The 24,798-nt window shown below is 40.5% G+C and carries 25 protein-coding genes and 2 other annotated features; all 25 genes read right to left on the bottom strand.

The annotated features are described in order from the left end of the window. Positions 1 to 9: 9 nt before the first annotated feature. The gene (gene rpoB / locus NSQ41_RS00745; protein WP_339193827.1) at positions 10 to 3,588 is read right to left on the bottom strand and encodes a DNA-directed RNA polymerase subunit beta; all 3,579 of its coding nucleotides are present in this window, start codon (positions 3,586 to 3,588) and stop codon (positions 10 to 12) included. 254 nt (positions 3,589 to 3,842) lie between these two features. Further along, the gene (locus tag NSQ41_RS00740) at positions 3,843 to 4,445 is read right to left on the bottom strand and encodes a class I SAM-dependent methyltransferase (protein WP_063387149.1); all 603 of its coding nucleotides are present in this window, start codon (positions 4,443 to 4,445) and stop codon (positions 3,843 to 3,845) included. A 104-nt stretch (positions 4,446 to 4,549) separates the two neighbouring features. Continuing rightward, positions 4,550 to 4,915, bottom strand: coding sequence for a 50S ribosomal protein L7/L12 (gene rplL, locus NSQ41_RS00735; protein ID WP_063387148.1), 366 nt, complete (start codon positions 4,913 to 4,915; stop codon positions 4,550 to 4,552). 54 nt (positions 4,916 to 4,969) lie between these two features. Next, entirely contained in the window at positions 4,970 to 5,470 is a 501-nt protein-coding gene (gene rplJ / locus NSQ41_RS00730) for a 50S ribosomal protein L10 (protein ID WP_063387147.1), read from the bottom strand. 43 nt (positions 5,471 to 5,513) lie between these two features. Beyond that, positions 5,514 to 5,656: a sequence feature (ribosomal protein L10 leader region), on the bottom strand. Between the two features lie 55 nt (positions 5,657 to 5,711). Beyond that, positions 5,712 to 6,410, bottom strand: a complete 699-nt coding sequence (gene rplA, locus NSQ41_RS00725; RefSeq protein WP_063387146.1) for a 50S ribosomal protein L1 — start codon at positions 6,408 to 6,410, stop codon at positions 5,712 to 5,714. Between the two features lie 103 nt (positions 6,411 to 6,513). After that, on the bottom strand, positions 6,514 to 6,939 hold the full coding sequence (rplK, locus tag NSQ41_RS00720; protein ID WP_063387145.1) for a 50S ribosomal protein L11: 426 nt from the start codon (positions 6,937 to 6,939) through the stop codon (positions 6,514 to 6,516). A 180-nt stretch (positions 6,940 to 7,119) separates the two neighbouring features. Beyond that, positions 7,120 to 7,653: a transcription termination/antitermination protein NusG gene (gene nusG / locus NSQ41_RS00715; RefSeq protein WP_063387144.1), complete on the bottom strand. Its 534-nt coding sequence runs from the start codon at positions 7,651 to 7,653 to the stop codon at positions 7,120 to 7,122. Positions 7,654 to 7,769: 116 nt separating this feature from the next. Then, positions 7,770 to 7,952 (bottom strand): preprotein translocase subunit SecE, encoded by a 183-nt coding sequence (gene secE / locus NSQ41_RS00710; RefSeq protein WP_063387143.1) that lies wholly within the window; start codon positions 7,950 to 7,952, stop codon positions 7,770 to 7,772. 34 nt (positions 7,953 to 7,986) lie between these two features. Further along, positions 7,987 to 8,130, bottom strand: coding sequence for a 50S ribosomal protein L33 (gene rpmG / locus NSQ41_RS00705; RefSeq protein ID WP_082829425.1), 144 nt, complete (start codon positions 8,128 to 8,130; stop codon positions 7,987 to 7,989). 63 nt (positions 8,131 to 8,193) lie between these two features. Next, positions 8,194 to 8,847: an RNA polymerase sporulation sigma factor SigH gene (gene sigH / locus NSQ41_RS00700; RefSeq protein ID WP_063387142.1), complete on the bottom strand. Its 654-nt coding sequence runs from the start codon at positions 8,845 to 8,847 to the stop codon at positions 8,194 to 8,196. Positions 8,848 to 8,926: 79 nt separating this feature from the next. Beyond that, positions 8,927 to 9,442, bottom strand: coding sequence for an NYN domain-containing protein (locus NSQ41_RS00695; protein WP_063387141.1), 516 nt, complete (start codon positions 9,440 to 9,442; stop codon positions 8,927 to 8,929). Between the two features lie 3 nt (positions 9,443 to 9,445). After that, the gene (gene rlmB, locus NSQ41_RS00690) at positions 9,446 to 10,231 is read right to left on the bottom strand and encodes a 23S rRNA (guanosine(2251)-2'-O)-methyltransferase RlmB (protein ID WP_339198296.1); all 786 of its coding nucleotides are present in this window, start codon (positions 10,229 to 10,231) and stop codon (positions 9,446 to 9,448) included. Next, positions 10,179 to 10,607, bottom strand: a complete 429-nt coding sequence (locus NSQ41_RS00685; protein ID WP_327873331.1) for a Mini-ribonuclease 3 — start codon at positions 10,605 to 10,607, stop codon at positions 10,179 to 10,181. Before NSQ41_RS00685 ends, rlmB begins: the two co-directional genes overlap by 53 nt. 2 nt (positions 10,608 to 10,609) lie before the next feature. Beyond that, positions 10,610 to 12,007: a cysteine--tRNA ligase gene (gene cysS, locus NSQ41_RS00680; protein ID WP_339210770.1), complete on the bottom strand. Its 1,398-nt coding sequence runs from the start codon at positions 12,005 to 12,007 to the stop codon at positions 10,610 to 10,612. Further along, positions 12,004 to 12,654 (bottom strand): serine O-acetyltransferase, encoded by a 651-nt coding sequence (cysE, locus tag NSQ41_RS00675; RefSeq protein ID WP_063387137.1) that lies wholly within the window; start codon positions 12,652 to 12,654, stop codon positions 12,004 to 12,006. Before cysE ends, cysS begins: the two co-directional genes overlap by 4 nt. A 65-nt stretch (positions 12,655 to 12,719) precedes the next feature. Then, positions 12,720 to 12,953: a binding site (T-box leader), on the bottom strand. A 42-nt stretch (positions 12,954 to 12,995) separates the two neighbouring features. Further along, complete coding sequence (gene gltX / locus NSQ41_RS00670) at positions 12,996 to 14,456, bottom strand: glutamate--tRNA ligase (protein ID WP_063387136.1); 1,461 nt, start codon at positions 14,454 to 14,456, stop codon at positions 12,996 to 12,998. A 71-nt stretch (positions 14,457 to 14,527) separates the two neighbouring features. After that, the gene (gene ispF, locus NSQ41_RS00665; protein ID WP_339193817.1) at positions 14,528 to 15,007 is read right to left on the bottom strand and encodes a 2-C-methyl-D-erythritol 2,4-cyclodiphosphate synthase; all 480 of its coding nucleotides are present in this window, start codon (positions 15,005 to 15,007) and stop codon (positions 14,528 to 14,530) included. After that, positions 15,004 to 15,696 (bottom strand): 2-C-methyl-D-erythritol 4-phosphate cytidylyltransferase, encoded by a 693-nt coding sequence (ispD, locus tag NSQ41_RS00660; RefSeq protein WP_063387134.1) that lies wholly within the window; start codon positions 15,694 to 15,696, stop codon positions 15,004 to 15,006. Before ispD ends, ispF begins: the two co-directional genes overlap by 4 nt. A 15-nt stretch (positions 15,697 to 15,711) precedes the next feature. After that, a complete protein-coding gene (locus NSQ41_RS00655) occupies positions 15,712 to 16,806 on the bottom strand; it encodes a PIN/TRAM domain-containing protein (protein ID WP_063387133.1) in 1,095 nt (364 codons plus the stop codon). Positions 16,807 to 16,905: 99 nt separating this feature from the next. Further along, positions 16,906 to 17,967, bottom strand: coding sequence for a DNA integrity scanning diadenylate cyclase DisA (gene disA, locus NSQ41_RS00650; RefSeq protein WP_339210768.1), 1,062 nt, complete (start codon positions 17,965 to 17,967; stop codon positions 16,906 to 16,908). A gap of 3 nt (positions 17,968 to 17,970) precedes the next feature. Beyond that, on the bottom strand, positions 17,971 to 19,347 hold the full coding sequence (radA, locus tag NSQ41_RS00645) for a DNA repair protein RadA (protein ID WP_130156460.1): 1,377 nt from the start codon (positions 19,345 to 19,347) through the stop codon (positions 17,971 to 17,973). A gap of 724 nt (positions 19,348 to 20,071) precedes the next feature. Further along, entirely contained in the window at positions 20,072 to 22,507 is a 2,436-nt protein-coding gene (clpC, locus tag NSQ41_RS00640; RefSeq protein WP_063387130.1) for an ATP-dependent protease ATP-binding subunit ClpC, read from the bottom strand. Further along, positions 22,504 to 23,592, bottom strand: coding sequence for a protein arginine kinase (locus tag NSQ41_RS00635; protein WP_339193809.1), 1,089 nt, complete (start codon positions 23,590 to 23,592; stop codon positions 22,504 to 22,506). Before NSQ41_RS00635 ends, clpC begins: the two co-directional genes overlap by 4 nt. A 1-nt stretch (position 23,593) precedes the next feature. Further along, the gene (locus NSQ41_RS00630) at positions 23,594 to 24,142 is read right to left on the bottom strand and encodes a UvrB/UvrC motif-containing protein (protein WP_063387128.1); all 549 of its coding nucleotides are present in this window, start codon (positions 24,140 to 24,142) and stop codon (positions 23,594 to 23,596) included. Between the two features lie 14 nt (positions 24,143 to 24,156). Continuing rightward, entirely contained in the window at positions 24,157 to 24,618 is a 462-nt protein-coding gene (locus NSQ41_RS00625; RefSeq protein ID WP_063387474.1) for a CtsR family transcriptional regulator, read from the bottom strand. Between the last annotated feature and the right edge of the window lie 180 nt (positions 24,619 to 24,798).

Below are 24,798 nucleotides of genomic sequence, written 5' to 3'. Positions count from 1 at the left end.
AAAATTCCTTTACTCTTTGGCAACTGCATCTTTTTCTTCTTTATCAACAACTTCCTCTTCGATTGTATCAGTCGTTAAAGAGAGGCCATCTGACTGGGTGGAATTTACCTCATCTTCCAATTCTCTCATTTCGATTTCTTGTTCATCGCTTGAGAGAATTTTAACATCCAGTCCTAAGCTTTGAAGCTCCTTAATTAATACTTTGAAAGATTCAGGAACTCCAGGTTCAGGCACATTTTCGCCTTTTACGATTGCCTCGTATGTTTTTACACGACCGACAACATCGTCTGATTTTACAGTAAGGATTTCTTGCAATGTATATGCTGCTCCATAGGCTTCTAAAGCCCAAACCTCCATTTCTCCGAACCGCTGTCCACCGAACTGTGCTTTACCGCCGAGCGGTTGCTGTGTAACAAGCGAGTATGGACCTGTGGAACGAGCATGCAGTTTATCGTCAACCATGTGCGCCAGTTTGATCATATACATGATTCCGACAGACACGCGATTATCGAAAGGTTCCCCAGTGCGGCCGTCGTAAAGGACCGTTTTCGCATCACGAGCCATCCCAGCTTCTTCAATTGTTGACCATACATCTTCTTCTGTCGCACCATCGAATACCGGAGTTGCAACATGAATGCCCAGCTTCTTAGCCGCCATTCCTAGGTGCAATTCCAGTACTTGCCCGATGTTCATCCGGGAAGGTACTCCTAATGGATTTAACATGATGTCAACTGGTGTTCCATCCGGCAAAAACGGCATGTCCTCCTCAGGGAGAATTCGGGAAATAACCCCTTTGTTTCCATGGCGGCCTGCCATTTTATCTCCTTCAGAGATTTTACGCTTCTGTACAATGTATACACGCACCAGCTGGTTGACACCTGGAGGCAGTTCATCTCCGTCTTCACGGTTAAACACTTTTACATCAAGAACAATACCTCCGCCCCCATGCGGAACACGAAGTGATGTATCACGAACCTCACGTGCTTTTTCTCCAAAAATAGCGTGCAATAATCGTTCTTCAGCAGTCAGTTCTGTAACTCCTTTTGGCGTTACTTTCCCAACAAGCAAGTCGCCGTCTTTAACTTCTGCTCCAATGCGGACAATGCCTCGTTCATCCAAGTTGCGAAGAGCGTCTTCTCCGACATTTGGAATATCACGAGTGATTTCTTCCGGACCCAATTTTGTATCACGGGATTCAGACTCATATTCTTCAATATGGATGGAAGTATAGACGTCTTCTTTTACAAGACGCTCGCTCATGATGATGGCATCTTCATAGTTATATCCATCCCATGTCATAAAGGCGACAAGTACATTTCGGCCTAAAGCAAGCTCTCCCTTTTCCATGGAAGGACCGTCAGCTAAAATTTCGCCTTTCTCGACTTCGTCTCCAACAGATACAATTGGGCGCTGATTGTAGCACATTCCTTGGTTGGAACGGACGAATTTCAACAATTTGTACTCGTCGAGATCACCTTTAACCTTTTGGCCGTCCACTTCTTCATAACGGCGAACTAAAATTCTGTTGGCTTCAACTCGTTCGACAACGCCTGCGTGCTTGCAGATGACAGCTGCTCCAGAGTCTCTAGCCGATACATACTCCATTCCGGTACCAACAATAGGCGCTTCTGGTTGAAGCAAAGGAACAGCTTGGCGCTGCATGTTCGCACCCATTAATGCACGGTTGGAGTCATCGTTTTCCAAGAACGGGATACAAGCTGTTGCTGCTGATACAACTTGCTTAGGCGAAACGTCCATGTAGTCGACACGGTCTTTTTTCACCACTATGTTTTCCCCGCGGAAACGGGCAACAATATTATCTTCTAAAAACGTTCCATCCTCTGCTACTGGCACGTTAGCCTGAGCAACAACATAGTTATCTTCTTCGTCAGCTGTCAAATAGTCAATTCGGTCTGTTACCTTCCCTGTTTCAGGGTCAACTCTTCTATACGGCGTTTCAATAAAACCGAAACGGTTTACTTTTGCATATGTTGATAATGAGTTAATCAATCCGATATTTGGACCTTCAGGCGTTTCAATTGGACACATGCGTCCATAATGGGAATAATGGACGTCGCGAACTTCAAAGCCTGCTCGTTCACGTGTGAGTCCGCCAGGTCCCAATGCAGATAAACGGCGCTTATGCGTCAGTTCTGCAAGAGGATTTGTTTGATCCATGAATTGGGACAATTGGGAGCTGCCAAAAAATTCTTTAATGGCCGCAATTACTGGACGGATGTTGATTAATTGCTGCGGAGTAATCGTATTGGCATCCTGAATGGACATTCTTTCCCTCACAACACGCTCCATCCGTGAAAGTCCGATTCGGAACTGGTTTTGCAAAAGCTCCCCTACCGAACGAAGACGGCGGTTTCCTAGATGGTCAATATCATCTGTATTTCCTACTCCATATAGCAAATTAAAGAAGTAGCTGATGGACGCAATAATGTCTGCTGGCGTAATGTTTTTTACACTTTCATCAATGTTTGCGTTGCCAACAACGTTGAGAATTTTTTCTCCATCCGGATCGTTTGGAGCATAAATTTTAATAGATTGGTACGTGATGTCTTCATCAACTACTCCACCATCAGGAGTGAATTTTTTAAAACCTATTCCTTTTTCAAGGTAAGGCAAAATTTTATCCAGCGTTCTTCTATCAATAATAGTTCCTTTTTCAGCAATGATTTCTCCAGTTTCAGGGTCGACTAGAGTTTCTGCTAATCGTTGATTAAAGAGTCGGTTTTTGATATGAAGTTTCTTGTTAATTTTATATCTGCCGACACTTGCTAAATCATATCTTTTTGGATCAAAGAAACGGGAGATCAATAAGCTTTTTGCGTTTTCAACTGTTGGCGGTTCACCAGGACGCAGGCGTTCGTAAATTTCAAGAAGCGCCTTTTCTGGGCTTTCGGTATTGTCTTTATCCAACGTATTTCTTAAATATTCATTTTCTCCGAACACATCGATGATTTCTTGATCAGAGCCAAACCCAAGGGCACGTAAAAGAACCGTAACTGGTAATTTGCGAGTGCGATCAATGCGGACATATATAACATCTTTTGCATCTGTTTCGTACTCTAACCAAGCGCCACGGTTTGGAATGACGGTAGCTGTAAAGCCCTTCTTACCGTTTTTATCAATTTTGTCGCTGTAGTAAACACTAGGTGAACGGACTAATTGGGAAACAATTACTCGTTCTGCGCCATTGATCACAAATGTGCCGGTTTCCGTCATAAGCGGAAAATCGCCCATAAATACATCTTGATCTTTCACTTCGCCTGTTTCTTTATTAATTAGGCGCACTTTTACCCGCAGCGGGGCAGAATAAGTAACATCGCGTTCTTTTGCTTCTTCAACGGAGTATTTCGGTTCACCTAAGCTGTAGTCAATAAACTCAAGCGAGAGGTTACCAGTGAAATCTTCGATAGGAGATATGTCTTGAAACATTTCACGAAGACCCTCATCAAGAAACCACTGATACGAAGAGGTTTGGATTTCAATAAGATTAGGTAATTCCAACACTTCTTTAATACGCGCATAACTTCTGCGTTGGCGGTGTCGTCCGTACTGAACTAGTTGACTTGTCAACTGAGTCACCCCTCAAATCAGCATAATAATATCTTGTAAATAGCATTCCATGTTTTATATAATAAAATAAATACTATTACAAGTAAAAAGAAAAAGGATTTTCTTTATGAAAAAAGAAAACCACTGCGCAGAAATAGTTGATTTTATTATTTTTTCCTTAATGGATTGGTTCTATACATCCAAGAAAAAATTTAGCTACAAATGGAAATTAATATATTGGCATTTTATAATGTTAACATATCCTGGATTGCAGGTCAATCTTTTTTTGCTTTAAAAATATAATAACCTTTTTTTCTCTCTGCCACTTCTACCGAACGAAACAGAGTCTCCAGCTTTTGTTTAGCGGAAGGAGCCCCCTGCTTTTTTTGGATAACGATCCAAAGCTCTCCATGGTCTTTTAAATGATCAAAACTTTTTTCAAATATATGATGGACGACTTGTTTTCCAGCCCGAATGGGAGGGTTTGCTAAAATAGCAGCATACCATTTCCCTTCCAGCTTTTCAAACAAATTGCTTTGAAACACACGGACATTTTGAATGTTGTTTATTCGAGCATTCAGTTCTGCAAGTTCGACTGCCCTTTCATTTATATCGATCATATCAATCATTCTATCGGGTTCCGATTTTGCAATTGACAATCCGATCGGTCCGTATCCGCAGCCTACATCCAAAATATCTCCTGGAATTTCGGGAGCAGCGAAAGTTTCAATTAATAGCTGCGTTCCAAAATCAACCTCCCGTTTTGAAAAAACTCCGCGGTCGGTCATGAACGCAAATGGATGATTTCTCAACGTGCACTCAATTTTTCTCCTATTGCTTTCCACTTCCGGTTTTTCCGAAAAATAATGTTCGCTCATTTTCTGCACCCCTTTTTTAGGAGTATTTTCTACAGGCAGAAATTCATACATAAAAGAAAAGCCCGCCAATGAATCAGCGAGCTTTTCTATTTATTTAACAGCTTTTACTTAACTTCAACTTCTGCTCCAACTTCTTCAAGTTTTGCTTTAAGTTCTTCAGCTTCTTCTTTAGATACGCCTTCTTTTAATGGTTTTGGCGTGTTGTCAACTAATTCTTTTGCTTCTTTTAAGCCAAGGCCAGTGATTTCACGAACAACTTTGATAACTTTAATTTTTTGTGCACCTGCATTAGCAAGAATAACATCGAATTCAGTTTTTTCTGCAGCAGCTTCACCGCCGCCAGCGCCACCAACCACAGCAACAGGAGCAGCAGCAGTTACGCCAAATTCTTCTTCGATTGCTTTTACTAAGTCGTTAAGTTCAAGAACAGTCATTTCTTTTATCGCTTCAATAATTTGTTCTTTTGTCATTTGTTTTTCCTCCTTATGTTTTAAATTGCTAATAGTTTAATACGAAAATTTGCTTTAAGCGCCTTGCTCTTCTTTTTGATCTGCAACTGCTTTTGTTGCAAGTGCAAAGTTGCGAATAGGAGCTTGCAGTACAGAAAGCAACATAGAAAGCAAGCCTTCGCGAGATGGAAGGTCAGCAATCGCTTTAATTTCATCAACTGTTGCAACATTGCCTTCGATGACGCCAGCTTTAATCTCAAGCGCTTCATGCTCTTTTGCAAAATCATTCAAAATTTTAGCAGGCGCCACGACATCTTCAGTGCTAAATGCGATAGCGTTTGGACCAGTCAGCACTTCTTCTAATCCAGAAATTTCTGCTTGTTCAACAGCACGGCGAGTTAACGTATTTTTGTAAACCTTGAACTCTATATTTGCTTCACGAAGTCTTTTGCGCAATTCCGTTACTTCCGCTACATTAAGACCGCGGTAATCTACGATAACAGTAGAGACGCTTTCACGGAATTTGGCTGCAATTTCTTCAACGATCTGTTTCTTCTTTTCAATTGCGCTGCTCATTTGTTTACACCTCCTGCAAATTGAAAATGAACACTTATACCGCCGGTGAAATGAAATACCTCCATGCCCGCAGACATGGAGGTATCGTACAAATAAGCAAACGTTCCGCTTAATCTATATCATACACCTCGGTAGGATATTAAGCCTTTCGGCACCTACTGTCTACGGTATAAATGAATTCTATTTAATTACACAACATTTTTATTTTACTAAAATACACCCTGCTTGTCAAACCGGTTTATTATTTCACGACAAAGCTGGAAGGATCTACTTTAATTCCAGGGCCCATTGTAGACGTTACAGAAACGTTTTTCATGTAAGTGCCTTTTGCCGCTGCCGGTTTTGCTTTTAATAGCGCATCGTAGATTGTTGTAAAGTTTTCAACTAATTTTTCACTGTCAAAAGAAGTTTTTCCGATTGGAACATGAACGTTCCCAGCTTTATCTACACGGTATTCAACTTTACCAGCTTTAATTTCTTTGACAGCTTTTTCAACTTCAAATGTTACCGTTCCTGTTTTAGGGTTCGGCATTAAACCTTTAGGACCTAAAATACGTCCAAGTTTACCGACTTCACCCATCATATCAGGGGTAGCCACAACAACATCGAAGTCAAACCAGCCTTGTTGAATTTTATTGATGTAGTCGCTGTCGCCGACATAATCCGCACCAGCAGCTTCCGCTTCTTTTGCTTTTTCCCCTTTAGCGAACACTAATACACGTTGTGTTTTACCTGTACCGTTCGGCAGCACAACAGCCCCGCGGATTTGCTGATCGTTTTTACGAGGATCAACGCCAAGGCGGAATGCAACTTCAACTGTCGCATCAAAGTTTGCGATATTCGTTTTCTTTACTAATTCAATTGCTTCTTTTACGTCATAAGCTTTTGAACGATCAACAAGCTTTGCAGCTTCTAAATATTTTTTACCTCTTTTTGCCATATCATTTTCCTCCTTATGTGGTTTTAGCGGAATAACCTCCCACGAATAAAGGTTGCGAACTTGAATAAACAAACTCGCAACCTACTACACCAATGCATATTGATTAGTCTTCGATCACAATGCCCATGCTTCGGGCTGTGCCTTCAACCATACGCATTGCTGCTTCAACGCTAGCTGCATTTAAGTCAGGCATTTTCGTTTCGGCAATTTCGCGAACTTTATCGCGTTTAATTGTTGCCACTTTATTACGATTCGGTTCACCAGAACCTGATTCAATTCCAGCTGCTTTTTTCAAAAGAACGGCAGCAGGCGGAGTTTTCGTAATAAATGTAAATGAACGGTCTTCAAATACCGTAATTTCAACAGGAATAATTAAGCCAGCTTGATCAGCCGTGCGAGCGTTGAACTCTTTACAGAATCCCATGATATTAACCCCAGCTTGACCGAGAGCAGGTCCTACTGGCGGCGCAGGATTAGCTTTACCTGCAGGAATCTGCAATTTCACAATTTTAATCACTTTTTTAGCCACGAGACACACCTCCTTAAGTCCGTGATGTGGTAATAGGGTAAAACCCTCCCACTCATGCAACATCCTTCTTTATATGAATGAGAGAAAGATTAATGCATCATTCAGTCTCTTTCAGAGACATATCGACTTAAGAAATATTACCATTTTTAATTAATGATTTCAAGTTTGTTTTTCTACATTTTACAATTTGGAAACTTGGGAAAAATCTAGTTCAACTGGTGTTTCACGCCCAAACATATTGACGAGAACTTTGACTTTTTTTCTATCTGTATCGATTTCTTCGATAACGCCCGTGAAATTAGCAAACGGGCCGTCATTTACTTTTACCGTTTCTTTTAATTCAAAATCAACTTCCACACGAGCCTCTTCTATTCCCATGCGTTTGAAAATTGCCTGTACTTCTTCCGGCAAAAGCGGAGTTGGTTTAGATCCAGACCCTGCAGAGCCGACGAATCCGGTAACTCCGGGAGTGTTGCGAACCACATACCATGAATCATCCGTCATGATGAGCTCTACTAAAACATACCCAGGGAAAACCTTTTTTTTCGTCACTTTTTTCTTTCCGCTTTTCATATCCATTTCTTCTTCTTCAGGGACGATCACACGAAAAATTTTGTCCTGCATGCCCATTGACTCTACGCGTTTTTCTAAATTCGCTTTTACTTTATTTTCATAGCCGGAATATGTATGCACAACATACCAGTTCTTTTCCATATCAGAGGACCTTGTCCTTCCCTCCCCATTTCATTTTTAGGCAATGAAAAAACCCGTTTACCGGGTTTACTGACGGACTTATGAATAATATCTATTATATCATGGATAAAAGGCTTTTATTCAAGAATAAGCCTTAATAACTCAGAAATTCCTAAGTCGACAATAGCAAAAAATATAGCAAAAAAGGCTACCGTTGTAATGACCGTAATCGTATAGCGAACCAATTCCTTTCTTTTCGGCCAGCTGACCTTTTTCATTTCTTTTACGACATCTCGAAAAAATCCAGTCAAGCGCTGCATTTGTTTACCTCCAGAAATCCAAGAATCGTGCAATTTACTTTGTTTCCCGATGAGTGGTATGAGCTTGGCACGTTTTACAAAACTTTTTGATTTCCAACCGTTCTTCGGTCGCCTTTTTCATCGTTGAATAATTTCGGCTGCCGCATTGAGAACAAGCTAGAACTATTTTTTTCCTCATATTACACCTACCGATACTTACTCTATTAAACAGTAACATAATGGCAATTTTTATGTCAATGAGTTATGAAGTAAATTCCCTCAGCTCTAAGTATCTTTCTAGCTTTCTTTTCACCCGCTGCAAGGCATTGTCAATAGATTTTACATGCCTGTTTAATTCTTCTGAAATTTCTAAATAGGAACGACCTTCCAAATAAAGGGACAACACTTTCCGTTCAAGATCAGATAATATTTCCCCCATTTTCAATTCTATATCATCAAACTTTTCCTGGTTAATGATGAGTTCTTCTGGATCCATTACTTTTGCTCCAGATATTACATCCATCAGTGTGCGATCTGACTCTTCATCATAAATGGGTTTATCCAATGAAACATACGAGTTTAGAGGAATATGTTTTTGACGGGTAGCAGTTTTAATGGCAGTAATCATTTGGCGGGTAATGCACAACTCGGCAAAAGCCTTAAAGGAGGTAAGCTTGTCCTCTTTAAAGTCACGAATCGCTTTATATAATCCAATCATCCCCTCTTGAATTATATCCTCACGATCCGCCCCGATGAGGAAGTAGGATCTTGCCTTGGCCCGCACAAAGTTCCGGTATTTTGTAATCAAGAAATCTAATGCAGCGCTGTCGCCTTTGTGGACGAGCTCTACAATTTGTTCATCTTCAAGCTTCTGCAATTTTTTTATTTTTTCCCCCTTGTTGTCTTGAACACTCATGCAAATCACCCCGACCGCGCATACAATTATTAGAAATATTATACTGTAAGATTTCCATAAACGTCAACTTATGTCAAAATTACGATAAATCTCCTCTTCTCCATTTTTCGAATCTTTCGGCAACTTCATAAGAAAGGCGAATTTTCGAAGCGGGGCGCTCGCCCTGAATTTGCTGAATTTTTTTTCGAATGCTTTCTTCAATAGACACCACTTCGTTATATAGCTCGCGCGCCGATTTTCTCAAAGCTCCCTGGGAAAAAATCGTCCATTGTTCTATATAGTCGGACGTTGCTACATAAATTTTCGTCTTAATATTTTTTAATGTTTTGGCCAGCTTTTCAATCCGTTCATCAGCGGTTTCATTTTCTCTCGTGAAAATAATTTCCACGCGATTATCTAAATATTTTTTTTCAATTCCTTTCACTAAATGAGCATCAAAAACGACAATCACCTTCATCCCAGTGTATGCTTGATATTCGGCCATCTTGTTGATCAGGATCTTCCTTGCATCCTCCAAATTGTTTTCATCTTTTAATTTTTGCAGATCAGGCCAAGCACCAATAATGTTGTATCCATCGACTAATAAAATATCCATTGGCTACTCTCCTGATGGCCGCCGTTTGCGAAAAACTTCATACATTAATAGACTGGCAGCAACGGAGGCGTTCAAAGAAGTAACATGACCAACCATCGGAATTTTCACAAGGAAGTCGCACTTTTCTTTTACTAAGCGGCTGATTCCTTTCCCTTCACTGCCAATTACTAATGCAACGGGGAGTTTCCCGTCAATTGTCCGATAATCGTCTTCCCCTTTTGCATCAGTGCCGTAAATCCATATACCTCTGTTTTTCAGCTCGTCAATCGTGCGTGCCAAGTTTGTCACACGGACTACGGGAACATATTCAATTGCTCCCGTTGACGTTTTTGCCACTACATTGGTTAAACCGACCGCCCGGTTCTTTGGAATAATAATGCCGTGTACTCCAGCAGCATCAGCTGTTCTCATAATCGAGCCGAGATTTGCCGGATTTTCAATTTCATCTAGAATCAGAAAAAAGGGCGCTTCCCCGCGTTCGTCAGACAATTTGAACAAATCTTCAAAATCCGTATACTTATATGCAGCAACTTGCGCAATGACTCCTTGGTGGCTGCCCGAAACGATCTGATCGAGCTTTTTCTTTGGAACGAATTGAACTGCTACCCCTTTATTTTTCGCCAGCATTATAATTTGCTGCGCTTGTTTAGTATATGAATTTTCCGCAATAAACACTTTGTTAATATCCCTGTTCGATTTCAATGCTTCGATAACCGAATTCTTCCCGTATATATATTCATCCGCCACGTTCAACTCCCCCTTTCTCGTATGTTGCAGCCATTGCAGCATCTATGACGTCGTTTAGCCGATCTTGATCACCTGTTAAAAAAAGATAGCCGATTAAAGATTCGAAAGCCGTGCTGTATCGGTATGTTTGTACATCGGTATTTTTCGGCACCGTGTTTGATTTGGCATTTCGCCCTCTTTTCATTATTTCCAGCTCTTCTTCATTGAAAAAGCCGTTGTCAGTTAATGTTTTTAAAATCGCTGCCTGCGCTTTGGCCGAAACAAACGACTTCGCCAATTTATGAAGCTGGCCCGGTTTGACAGTTCCTTTTGATAACAGATGATGCCTGACAAATACTTCATATACAGCATCGCCCATATATGCTAAAACAAGACCGTTAAGCTGCCGTGCTTCTTTTATTTTTTCAAGCTCAATCATATTTATCCTCTTTTCCATCTTGTTCCTTGAGGCGTATCTTCCAATATAATGTTCATTTCCTTGAGCTGATCTCGAATTTTGTCGGCTAAAGCAAAATTTCTTTCTTTTCTAGCTTGATTTCGCTCGTTTATCAGCCTTTCAATGTCTTCGTCCAGCAGCTCTTGAACATCAAATGTCAAACCTAATACATCGCCAAATTCATTAAATAGCTGCAAAAATGCCTTAATTACTTTTTCGGAGGTGTTTTTTCTTTCCAAATAATAGTTTGCATGTTTCACTAAATCGAAAATGACAGATATAGCATTCGCCGTATTGAAATCGTCGTCCATTTCATGAATAAATTCCTTCTTTAGCCGGCTGATTTCTTCCAGCCATTTTTCATCATCATCAGTGAGATTCGCACTACTTTCCAGCCGATGCTTTAAATTGATATATGAGGTGCGGATTCTTTCCAATCCGTTTTTTGTACTATCCAAAAGTTCTTTCGAATAATTGATAGGATGTCGGTAGTGTACAGACAGCATAAAAAATCGAAATACTTGTGGGTCATACTGCTTTAAAACGTCTTGAACAAGAATAAAATTTCCGAGTGATTTAGACATCTTCTCATTGTTGATATTAATATAACCGTTATGCATCCAATATTTCGCAAAAGGTTTGCCGGTAAGCGCTTCGGATTGTGCGATCTCATTTTCATGATGCGGAAAAGTTAAATCTTGGCCGCCTGCATGAATATCAATTGTATCCCCTAAATATTTTCTTGCCATTGCGGAGCATTCAATATGCCAGCCAGGACGTCCTTTTCCCCAAGGGCTATCCCATGAAATTTCCCCTTCTTTTGCTGCTTTCCAAAGTGCAAAATCAAGCGGATCTCTCTTTTTTTCGCCAATTTGTATTCTGGCACCGGCATGAAGCTCATCTATTGATTGATGCGAAAGCTTTCCGTATTCCTTAAAATACCGTGTTTTATAATACACATCTCCGTCGACTTCATAGGCATAATTTTTGTCAATGAGAGCTTGGATGAATTCAATGATTGTCTCCATATTTTCCGTTACACGAGGATGAACATCCGCTCTTTTGCATCCCAGTGCATCAATATCAGAAAAATAGGCCTTAATAAATCGTTCTGCAATTTCCGGAACCGTTTCGCCCAAATCATTTGCAGCTTTAATCAATTTATCATCCACATCGGTAAAATTCGACACATATTTCACATCGTACCCTCTGTACTCCAAATATCGACGAACTGTATCATATACAATGGCTGGTCTAGCATTTCCGATGTGAATATAGTTGTAAACGGTAGGACCGCAAACATACATCTTTACCTTGTTGTCCTCTAAAGGAATAAATTCTTCCTTTTTCCTAGATAATGTATTATAAATTTTGATACTCATTGAACGCCCTCCTTTTTTTTCAGATTATCTAATTCTGCCTTTAATTTTCCTATTTCTTTTTCAAGCTCTTTTAATTTATCTGAAATAGGATCCGGCAAATCTCTATGATTTAAATCTTTTCTCACCTTTTTCCCGTTTTGCACAACAACTCTCCCCGGAATGCCTACAACAGTCGAATTATCCGGAACATCGCGCAAAACGACAGAACCTGCGCCAATTTTCGAGTTTTCTCCAATCGTAATAGATCCTAATACCTTCGCGCCAGCTGCAATGAGAACATTATTTTTGATGGTAGGATGCCGTTTCCCCTTTTCTTTACCTGTTCCGCCTAATGTAACTCCTTGATATACAGTAACATTATCGCCAATTTCACAAGTCTCGCCAATAACGACACCCATGCCATGATCGATGAAAAAACGACGACCGATTTTGGCACCAGGGTGGATTTCAATTCCCGTGAAAAAGCGGCTTATTTGCGAAATGACCCTGGCGATAAAGTATAATTTCCGTTTGTAAAACGCATGCGCCAACCGATGAGCCCATATGGCGTGAAGGCCTGAATAAGTTAAGATTACTTCTAAATAAGATCTCGCAGCAGGGTCTTGGTCAAAAACGACTTCCACATCTTCTTTTAATATTTTCCACATATTTTTCTCCCTCCCATAAAAAGTAATCATAATACCCTACTGAAAAAGAAATGCGCCTCTGTAGATACAGAGACGCAAATAAGCGCGGTTCCACTCTGTTTAGGGAAAAGTATAGCTTTTCTTTTCCCTCAACTTTAACTCTTATAACGGTGAGTCTCCGCTTTTGTCTACTCCCGCTGGTTTCGACAAAAGACTCGAAGGGGCATTTCAGAAAGCGCGTGCTTAAACCTCTTTCAGCCAAAGGAGGTTCTCTCTGAAAAGCCGTTTGCTTTCTTACTTCTCCTTCTCAACGTTTTTCCGTCATCTGTTCATACATACTATATTACAATTTTTTTAAAAAGTTAATCTAGTGCTTTTTCCAGCCTTGTGATAATCTTTTCTTTTCCTAAGAGCTCAAGGGCAAGCGGCAGCTCAGGACCGTGTGTCTGCCCGGTCGTCGCAACGCGAATCGGCATGAACAATTTTTTCCCCTTTTGACCTGTCGCTTTTTGAACTGACTTAATCGCTTTTTTGATTTCATCTGCTTTGAAATCTTGAATTGCTTTCACTTCTTCCAAAAATGCGCTTAACACGGAAGGAACTTGTTCTTCTTGAAGCACAAGTTTTCCTTCTTCATCGATCTCTATCTCTTCCTTAAAAAACATTTCGCTTAATTCGACAATTTCTGCACCGTAGCTCATTTGCTCTTGATACAGGGAAATGAGACGTTGCACCCAATCTCTTTCATCTTCTGACATATTTTCACTGATGCGCCCGGCTTTTACAAGGTGGGGCAGCGAAAGGTCGACTACTTTTTCGAGATCAAGCTTTTTCATGTACTGATTGTTCATCCATTTTAATTTCAGTGTATCGAAAACAGCAGGTGATTTTGATAATCGGTTTGGATCAAAAATTTTAATAAACTCTTCTTTGCTGAAAATCTCTTCTTCCCCAACAGGAGACCATCCTAACAAACCGATAAAATTAAAGAGCGCTTCAGGCAAATACCCTAATTCAGCATATTGTTCAATAAATTGAATGATGCTCTCATCACGCTTGCTTAATTTTTTTCTGTTTTCATTGACGATTAACGTCATATGACCAAAAACAGGCGGTTCCCATCCAAAAGCTTCATAAATCATCATTTGCTTCGGTGTATTGGAGATATGGTCTTCTCCGCGCAACACATGACTGATTTCCATTAAATGATCGTCGACGGCGACGGCAAAATTATAAGTCGGTGTTCCGTCTTTTTTCACGATGACAAAATCCCCAAAATCATCGGACTCAAAAGAAATATCTCCTTTTACGATATCGTTCCATTTATATATTTTTCCTTTTGGAACCCGGAAACGAATGCTTGGTTTCCGTCCTTCTTTTTCGAGTGCCTCTTGCTGTTCTTTAGAAAGGTGCGCGCATTTCCCTGAATATCTTGGCATTTCACCGCGATCGATTTGCGCTTGACGCTCGTTTTCAAGCTCCTCTTCCGTACAATAACATTTATACGCCAGGTCTCTTTCCAAGAGCTCTTCATAATATTTTTTATAAATGCTTGTCCGCTCCGATTGTCGATAAGGACCGTAATCTCCGCCCTTGTCTATGCTTTCGTCCCAATCAATTCCAAGCCATTTTAAATAAAAAAGCTGGCTTTGTTCTCCTCCTTCGATATTCCGCTTCTGATCGGTATCTTCAATTCGAATAATAAATTTCCCATTTTGGCTTCTAGCGAACAAATAATTAAATAATGCAGTGCGTGCGTTTCCAATATGTAAATGCCCCGTCGGACTCGGTGCATAGCGAACCCGTATTCCATTGTCAGCCATATTTTGTCCCTCCAATAATCAAACCGTAATTCTTTAAAATATTGTACCACCAAACCATTGATGTTCAAAGATTACTTTTTCTTTTGCAATAAAACGATTGACTGTGCAGCGATTCCTTCCCCGCGTCCTGTAAACCCAAGCTCCTCCGTCGTCGTTGCTTTAACATTCACTTGGTCAAGTTCAGCCTCCAAGAGCTCCGCAATTCTAGTACGCATTTGATGGATGTAAGGCGCCATTTTTGGTTTTTGAGCAATAATTGTACAATCCGCATTGCCTAATATATAGCCTTTCTCCTTTACCAAGTTCCATACCTCTTGAAGCAATTTCGCCGAGTCAATATCTTTATATGCAGGATCCGTATCAGGAAAATGCTTGCCGATATCTCCTCCTCCAATCGCTCCCAAGCAGGCATCTGTCAATGCATGAAGAAGAACATCAGCATCAGAATGTCCAAGCAATCCTTTTTCATAAGGAATGTTGACTCCACCGATCACAAGCGGTTTTCCTTCCACAAGCTGATGAACATCAAAACCTTGTCCAATCCGAATCATTCCCTTTCCCCTCTTTCACTCTCTAAAATCGCACGGGCAAAAATCAAATCTTCAGGGGTTGTAAGCTTTATATTTGAATAATCCCCATGTACAATACAAACTTTTTCGCCAATTCTTTCTACAAGACTTGCATCGTCTGTTCCTACAAATTGATCCCTATTGGCCGCTTCATGAGCTTTTAATACGATGGAAAGACGAAAAGCTTGTGGCGTTTGAACTGCCCACAAGCTAGAACGTTCAACAGTATCAATGACTTCCATATTGCGAACCCTTTTCACAGTATCCTTTACAGGAACGGCTACGACCGCTGCGCCCTCTAAATGAGCCTTTTCAACAAGCTGATGAATGGTTTCCCTGCGAATGAAAGGCCTTGCACCGTCGTGAATTAATATTATACCATCTTCTTCAACAGCTTTTAACCCGTTGTAAACACTATATTGGCGTTCCTGTCCTCCGGGAACTAGTTTTTGCACTTTTTTTATTTTATATTTTTTCAGTAAAGAAAGAAATTCTTCACGCTCTTTCTCGTTTATGACTAGAACAATTTCGGTGCATTGAGGATCTTTTTCAAACACCATTAAAGTATGAACAATCACAGGTAAAGAATTAAGTTTGATAAACTGTTTATTTTTTCCTGCCCTCATTCTTTTCCCTTGCCCTGCAGCTGGTATGACAACCCGATATTCCATCTTCTTTCTCCCTTATTACAATGCTTTTTCCAGCAGCTTTGGCTTTGCAAAAATCATTCGTCCGGCAGATGTTTGAAGAACGCTTGTAACGAGAATATCAATATTTTTCCCGATATAGTCCCTTCCGTCCTCGACAACAATCATCGTGCCATCATCAAGATAAGCAACACCTTGGTTATGCTCTTTTCCATCCTTAATTACTTGGACATTTAACTCTTCCCCTGGTAGTACAATCGGTTTTACCGCATTGGCTAAATCGTTGATGTTCAAAACAGAGACGTTTTGGAGCTCACATACTTTATTTAAATTGAAATCGTTTGTGACCACAACGCCTTGAATGATTTTTGCCAGTTTTACAAGCTTGCTGTCGACTTCTTGTATATCTTCGAAGTCGCCTTCCCATATTTCCACTTTAATGTCCAGCTCTTTTTGGATTTTATTTAAAATATCCAGACCTCTTCTTCCTCGATTTCTTTTTAGCACATCTGAAGAATCCGCTATATGCTGAAGTTCCTCCAACACAAATTGAGGAATAATAATGGTCCCTTCTAAAAAACCTGTTTGACAAATATCTGCAATCCTGCCATCTATAATAACACTTGTATCTAATATTTTTAAGCTTTTCTTTTCAACATTTTCCTCTTCTTCTTGAGAGGCTTTCTTCTTGCTGATTCTTGCTGTAATCGAAAACAAGTTCAACAGTTCGTCGCGCTTTTTATATCCGATTTGAAAACCTAAATATCCTAAAATTATGGTTAAAAAGATCGGAACAATGTTATTGATAATTGGGTATGGAAGTTCAGATAATGAAATTCCAATCAAATAAGCAATAATCAGACCAAAAATTAATCCTAAACTGCCAAATAATACATCCGTAACCGGAGCTTTCACTAATTTCTCTTCTATAAATTTTATCCAATTCACCACATAATCCACTAGCCAGAAGGAGGTTATATAAAATAAAATTGCACCTAATATCGCCAATGTATATGGTGTCATCAGAAATGGAACATCATCAAGATTTAAGAGAAATAATAATTCCGGTATAAACAAAACACCTAACGTTCCGCCAACAAAAAAGAAAAATATTTGAACAATTCGTTTTAACATACCTCCACCTCCTTTATTTCATTATATACACTTTCAAACCTTTCAAACATCTAAAAACAAGGATTGTAAAAATATTGATAAATTACTGTAAAGGATGTGTTAGAGCTCCCTTGCAATGTTATACTGATCTTGGAGGCGCCTTAATCCTTCCTTAATTTTCCTCGCCCTAACTTCACCTATTCCTTCCACTTCATCAAGCTTTTCTACGGTAGCATTTGCAATTTGTTTCAAATTTTCAAAGGTTATCACTAAATTTTCAATAATAACGGAAGGAAGCTTTGGTATTTTATGCAAAAACCGGTAACCTCGAGGAACAACAGGTTCATTCATATTGGTAAAATGAGGATATCCGAGCAGCTTCAATAAAACAGCATCATCTAATAATGCTGAGCTGGACAATTCTTGCAGCTGCTTTAATACTGGAATAGGATCATTCAGCCGCTCCATGCTGTAATCTTTGATAAGCAGAGCCGCTTCTTTTTCAATATCTGCTAAAAGCTCGGTCATCTGAAGCTGAATCAGCTGCCCTTCTGTACCGAGTTCGTAAATATAATTAATAATTTCACTCTTAATTCGCAGCACCATTTCTATTCTATGTAAAACTTGGATCACTTCATCGATCGTGACTAAATCTTCAAACTCTAAAGACCCTAAATTATTAATGGATTGGTCAGTGGCAGATTTATACTTTTCCAACGTCCGCAAAGCTTGATTGGCCTTCGTCAAAATGACGCCGATATCCCTCAACGCATAGCGGGAATTGCCAAAATATAATGTGACGACATTTCTTCTTTCAGAAATAGCAATTACGAGATTTCCTGTTTGCTTTGCTACTCGTTCAGCTGTTCTATGCCTCATGCCTGTTTCTCTTACCTCTATGCTCGTATCCGGAACGAGCTGTGCGTTTGCGTATAAAATTTTTTGCCCTGAGTCGCTTAAAATAATGGCTCCATCCATTTTAGCTAGTTCATATAAATAGGCGGGGGAAAAAGGGCAATTGATATAAAATCCCCCGTCTACAATTTGTTTGATTTTTTCGTTATATCCTACAACAATTAGCCCCCCGGTCTTTGCGCGCAGCACGTTTTCAATTCCTTCCCGGATTGGTGTGCCTGGGGCTACAAATTGCAAGATTTCCTTAAGCGATTTTTCTTGTTTCATAGCTTATCCCCCTATTGCAAGTTCGAGCGCTTCTGAAATGTTTTGCACACCGACAATTTCTATATCTTCCGGCCATTTCCAACCGCCCAGATTGGCTTTCGGTAAAAAAATCCGCTTAAATCCCAGTTTGGCAGCTTCTTGTACACGCTGTTCAATTCGTGAAACCCTTCTAATTTCTCCTGTTAAACCAACCTCACCTACAAAAACATCATAAATGTTCGTCGGAACATCTTTAAAGCTTGAAGCTATACTGATGCAAATTGCCAAGTCAATTGAAGGCTCGTCTAATTTCACCCCGCCGGCAACTTTTAAGTAGGCATCTTGGTTTTGGAGCAATAAACCAACACGTTTTTCCAATACCGCCATCAACAAAGAAACACGATTATGATCAATCCCATTTGCCATCCTTCTGGGGTTTCCAAAGCTTGTCGGGGTGATTAAAGCTTGTATTTCGACTAGAACAGGTCTTGTCCCTTCCATGGAAGCGACTACTGTTGAACCAGATGCCCCTTTTGCACGCTCTTCTAAAAACACTTCTGACGGGTTGAGCACTTCTTTAAGACCTGCTTCCTTCATTTCAAAAATTCCTATTTCGTTAGTGGATCCGAACCTGTTTTTAACTGCCCGTAAAATTCGGTACGTATGGTGTCGATCACCTTCAAAATACAATACAGTATCAACCATATGTTCTAAAATGCGCGGCCCTGCAATTGTGCCGTCTTTTGTTACATGACCGACAATAAAAATCGGAATTCCTTTTGTTTTTGCCAATCTCATTAATTCAGCCGTACATTCTCGAACCTGAGATACGCTACCAGGAGCAGAAGCAATTTCACTGTTATAAATCGTTTGAATGGAATCAATGATGACAAAAGCCGGTTCAGTTTCCATTATGGATTGAATGATGATTTCTAAGTCCGTTTCAGAAAGCACGAATAGTCTTTCGCCTTTTACCCCGAGTCGGTCGGAGCGCAGTTTTGTCTGTTTTAAAGATTCTTCTCCCGAAATGTATAAAACATCGTTCCCTCTCTCTGCCAGCTGTGAGGAGACTTGCAATAAGAGAGTGGATTTTCCAATTCCAGGATCCCCTCCAATTAAAACGAGAGACCCTTTTACAATTCCGCCTCCCAATACGCGGTTAAACTCATGAAGTCCTGTAAGCATTCTAGGTTCTTGCGCAGCTTGGATTTGATGAATTGGAGAAGGTTTGCTGACAGTGGATGATTCGGAATGACTAAAAGCAATGCGGTGTTTTCCCTTTGGCTTGATAACTTCTTCAACCATTGAATTCCATTCGCCGCACCCTGGACATTTTCCCATCCATTTCGGCGATTCATATCCGCACGATTGACAAATAAATTTTGATTTGATCTTTGACATTCGGTTATTCCCCACTTCGTTCAATCGATAAACGACAATATAATGAATCGAGTAGGAGGGAGCGATTAACTCCCGTCCTCTCACACCACCGTACGTACGGTTCCGTATACGGCGGTTCAATTAAGATAATTGACGCAAGTCTTTATAACTTCCGTGAATAGCTGTTCTCTTTATGCCAGTGGTCACTCCACCCTCCAAGAGATCTCCCACGGGATTCACCGCTTCCTCCCTCAAGTGAGGTACTACGTTTTCTGTGTTCATCATGACTCACTGAATGCCAAGGGCTATTCTCTCTTAATTGTTCGGTCCTTCTTAGTTGTTCTAGACCAACTAATACTATGACCTCTGCTGACTTCTGACTGTTCAGCTATCTATCACTAGATAGGTTACCAAGGTTACTTGGCGTGCCAGCCAGACCTCCCCGGGTAAGAGTGTAATCTTTCCTTCCATCCATCTGCTTCATTTACTCTGTATCACCTTCGGCAGAAAGGGCTTTGTTTTGTCTTGCAAACTCACCCAGTGATACCTAGCCTCATATGAAGTTCGTGTTCCGAGAGACCCAAAGTTTGCCGCTCGCTTCCTTCAGATTCCGCGTCACCACGGACACCCTTGCGTTAAGCTAACTGCTACTTCTGCCTTCGCAGCTCGGGACTTTCACCCTATAGATTACACCCATGCCGGGCGCACAAGAGAGGGGCATACGTGAAGCTGTATGCCCATTGGATTATTGAACCTTTTCTGCAGTTTTTACGACAAATTCATTATTTTGCACATCCAATACAACTTTTTGACCTTGCGAGATCGTGCCTTTCAATAATTCCTCTGATAAGCGATCTTCGACATATTTTTGAATCGCTCTCCGCAACGGACGCGCTCCATATTCTAAGTCAAAGCCTTCTTCAGCCAGCTTTTCTTTTGCACGATCCGTTAATTCGAGTTCTATATCCTGTTCTTTTAATCGTTTTGTCAGCTGATCCGCCATCAGCGAAACAATTTCTTTCAAATGTTTTTTCTCTAAAGAGTGGAACACAATAATTTCGTCAATCCGGTTCAAAAATTCAGGACGAAATGCTTTTTTCAGTTCATCCATCACTTTGTTTTTCATATCTTTATAATTTTCATTTTCGTCTTGAACATTAAAGCCGACATATTTATTCCGTTTTAATTCGCTTGCCCCTACATTTGAAGTCATGATTAAAATCGTATTTCGAAAATCAACGGTGCGCCCTTTTGAGTCTGTGAGTCTTCCGTCTTCAAGCACCTGCAGCAAAATGTTAAACACATCTGGATGAGCTTTTTCAATTTCATCCAATAATACGACTGAGTATGGCTTGCGGCGCACTTTTTCCGTCAATTGTCCTCCCTCTTCATAGCCTACATATCCAGGAGGCGAACCAACGAGCCTTGACGTAGAATGCTTCTCCATATATTCTGACATATCGATTCGAATCATAGCATCTTCGTCACCAAACATTGCTTCAGCTAATGCACGGGCTAATTCCGTTTTCCCTACACCTGTCGGTCCTAAGAAGATAAATGAACCGATCGGACGCTTCGGATCTTTTAAGCCTGCACGTGCCCGTCTGACAGCTTTTGCGACTGCAGTGACAGCTTCTTCTTGACCAATAACGCGCGAGTGTAAAATTTCTTCGAGATTCAAAAGCCGCTCTGATTCTGTTTGGGCAAGTTTAACAACCGGAATTCCCGTCCAGCTTGAAACAACCATTGCAATATCCTCTACGGTCACTTCAGAATTTTCTTGACCTTGTTTTTCCTTCCATGATTTTTTCGTTTCCTCTAATTCCTCTCTGAGCCGCTGTTCTGTATCTCTTAATGAAGCTGCTTTTTCAAATTCTTGGCTTTGGACTGCAGCTTCTTTTTCTTTTCGCACTTCTTCTAATTTTTGCTCCAATTCCTTTAAATTCGGAGGTGTTGCAAATGAGCGAAGACGGACTTTGGAGCCTGCTTCATCAATCAAGTCAATCGCTTTATCAGGCAGGAACCGATCGGAAATATACCGATCTGAAAGTTTAACAGCCGCTTCAATCGCCTCATCGGAAATGGATACCCGGTGGTGTGCTTCATATCGGTCTCTTAAGCCTCTTAAAATTTGAATGCTCTCTTCAATGGACGGTTCGTCGACTTGGATTGGCTGGAAGCGCCGTTCAAGTGCAGCATCCTTTTCAATATATTTACGGTATTCATCCAAAGTCGTTGCCCCGATACATTGCAATTCTCCCCGAGCCAAAGCAGGTTTTAAAATGTTGGAAGCATCAATTGCACCTTCCGCCCCGCCTGCGCCGATCAGTGTATGAAGCTCGTCAATAAATAAAATGATGTTTCCTGCTTGGCGAATTTCATCCATTACCTTTTTAAGGCGGTCCTCAAATTCCCCTCTATATTTTGTGCCAGCTACAACTGTTCCCATATCAAGGGTCATAACGCGCTTATCTCTCAAAATTTCAGGAACCTCATTATTCACAATTTGCTGAGCAAGTCCCTCTGCTATGGCAGTTTTCCCAACACCAGGTTCACCTATTAAAACAGGATTATTTTTTGTTCTTCGGCTCAAAACCTCGATGACACGCTGAATTTCTTTGCTTCGGCCGATGACTGGATCAAGTCCGCCCTCCCGTGCAACAGCCGTTAAGTCCCGCGCAAGACTATCAAGCGTCGGAGTATTTGCGTTTGTCATCGAACTTCCTTGATGGCTTGAGGATACTTCATTGCTGCCTAACAACTGTAAAACTTGCTGACGCGCTTTGTTCAAGCTTACTCCGAGATTGTTTAAAACACGCGCAGCAACTCCCTCGCCTTCTCGAATTAATCCCAATAGAATATGTTCTGTTCCGACATAAGAATGTCCTAATTTTCTTGCTTCATCCATTGACAGTTCAATGACTTTCTTTGCTCTCGGTGTGTAATGGATCGTTTGCGAAATTTCTTGTCCCCGTCCTATCAGGCTTTCCACTTCATTTTGGATTTTTTCTGGACTTAATCCTAGAGCGTGAAGCGCTTTAGCGGCAATTCCTTCTCCTTCGCGCACGAGCCCAAGCAATATGTGCTCTGTGCCGATATTGTTATGTCCGAGGCGTACAGCTTCTTCCTGCGCTAAAGCAAGCACTTTTTGCGCCCGTTCCGTAAATCTCCCAAACATCATTGTTCATCATCCTCCCTTTGCTTCCTTTCTAATTGAAGCCTTTCACGAATTAATGTTGCCCTGCGAATATCCCGTTCATTCGGCCGTAGAACTCCTCCTGAATATTGTTGCAGAAATCCGGGCTGAATTAAAATCATAAGCTCATTTAAAACACTGCGTGAAACATTTTGAATAATTCCCAGGTCAATTCCTAAGCGCACATCTGATAAACATTGAATTGCTTCTTTCGATGGAATAATTCTGCTGTATTTGAGAGTGCCGTAAGAACGATATACACGGTCTTCTAGATGATGCGGATTCGTTTTATATAAAGCATCTCTTGCAGCCCGTTCTTGAGCAATTAATTGCCCGACAACACCTATTAAATCATCGACAATATCATCTTCTGATTTGCCTAGCGTAATTTGGTTCGAAATTTGGAATATATTACCTATCGCTTCACTTCCTTCTCCGTACCGACCTCTCACAACCAATCCTAATTGATTGATAGCAGGTATAATTTGGTTAATCTGCTGTGTTAAGACAAGTCCTGGAAGGTGCATCATCACGGAAGCCCGCAAGCCGGTACCGACATTTGTTGGACAGCTAGTTAAGTAGCCCCTATGTTCATCAAATGCATAATCAACTTTTTCCTCAATCCAATCGTCAAGATTCATTGCCATTTTCAACGCTTCTTTTAGCTGAAGGCCCGGGAACAAACATTGAATTCTAATATGATCCTCCTCGTTTATCATGATGCTCACTTCTTCGTTTTCAGATAAAAGGCACCCTCCAAGTGCTGATTCTTCCATTAAATAAGGACTAATCAAATGCTTCTCTACAAGTACGCGTTTTTGAATAGGCTGAAGTTCATTCATTTTCAGCAGCACGAATGTTCCTAAACCGTCAAACACTCTTTGTGAAAATGATTCTTCAAATGTATTTAAAACAGCCAAGGCTTCTTCATTCGACATAATGGTAGGAAAGCTGATATTTTCTATATTTCGCGCCAATCTGACTCGGCTGCTCAGCACAATATCGGAATCAGGTCCTTCTTGATTCATCCAAGGGCTCATGGCTGAACGAATAAATTTTTGAAAGGACATGTCATACTCCCCTTTCGTTCCGTCCATTTATCTTCGCTTCAATGGACCGAATTTCATCCCGAACTTGAGCTGCTCTTTCGAATTCCTCTTTCGCAATTAATTCTTGCAGTTCCTGTTTAAGCATTTTCAGGCGCTTTTTCAAATGAATACTTCCACCGGTCCGTTTCGGCACTTTACCGCCGTGAGTTGTATTCCCGCCATGAACACGTTTTAAAATCGGGGTAATTTGGTGATAAAACGTTTTGTAACAATGGGAGCACCCGAATTTACCAATTTTCGTAAATTGATCAAACGTCATATTACATTTCTCACATTGAATGACCTGATTTTTCTTGAAAACATTTTGCCCTTGGCTGCTAATGGCGCTGTCCATATTTAATAATCCGGACAATAAGTTGTTTATAGAAAAGCCTGGATTCATATTGAATATGAATACATCACTTTTTTCCTGTGCACATTTTTCACATATATGCACTTCAGTCTTTTCGCCGTTGATAATTTTTGTAAAGTGGAAAGTAGCGGGCCTTTCATGACATTCTTGACAAATCATCGTCCATCACATCCTCACTTGTATTTTAACGAGGTGAGCATCGCCTTCATCATCCTTGCCCTCAATTCGTCTCGATCAGGCAAATCAATATATAAAACAGACCGATCAATTACGCTCAACATAATTTTCGCTTCTCTTTCTGAAATAACCTCTTCATCAGCCAATCTCAAAATAATATCCTCCGCCGACGATTGTGACAGCCTTTTACCAATGGCATTTAAAATTTGATTGATCAGCTGGATACGGTCATTGATTCGAATTTTCATAATTCGGATATAACCGCCTCCACCCCTTTTGCTTTCGACAATGTAACCCCGTTCAATTGTAAAACGAGTGTTGATCACGTAATTGATTTGCGATGGAACACATTGAAATTTATCCGCAATTTCACTTCTTTTAATTTCAACAATTTCTTTTCCGCTAGAATCTAATACATGCTTTAAATATTGCTCGATAATATCAGATATATTCCGCACCTCGAAAAACACCTCCTTCAACTTTTTGATTGGAATTGCAAAACGCTCAAGAAATGTGCAATATCCTTGAGGGATAGGAGGCAAGATGTTTACGTAATGCTTATTTCCTAAACGATAACAACTAGTCACTTGACTTTGACTATATTTGACCTTAATTATAATATAAATTTTTTTTTGTGT

It is taken from the genome of Aeribacillus sp. FSL K6-8210, from assembly GCF_037963925.1.
Classification (GTDB): domain Bacteria; phylum Bacillota; class Bacilli; order Bacillales; family Aeribacillaceae; genus Aeribacillus; species Aeribacillus composti.
This window is presented reverse-complemented; position numbering and strand designations above follow the sequence as displayed.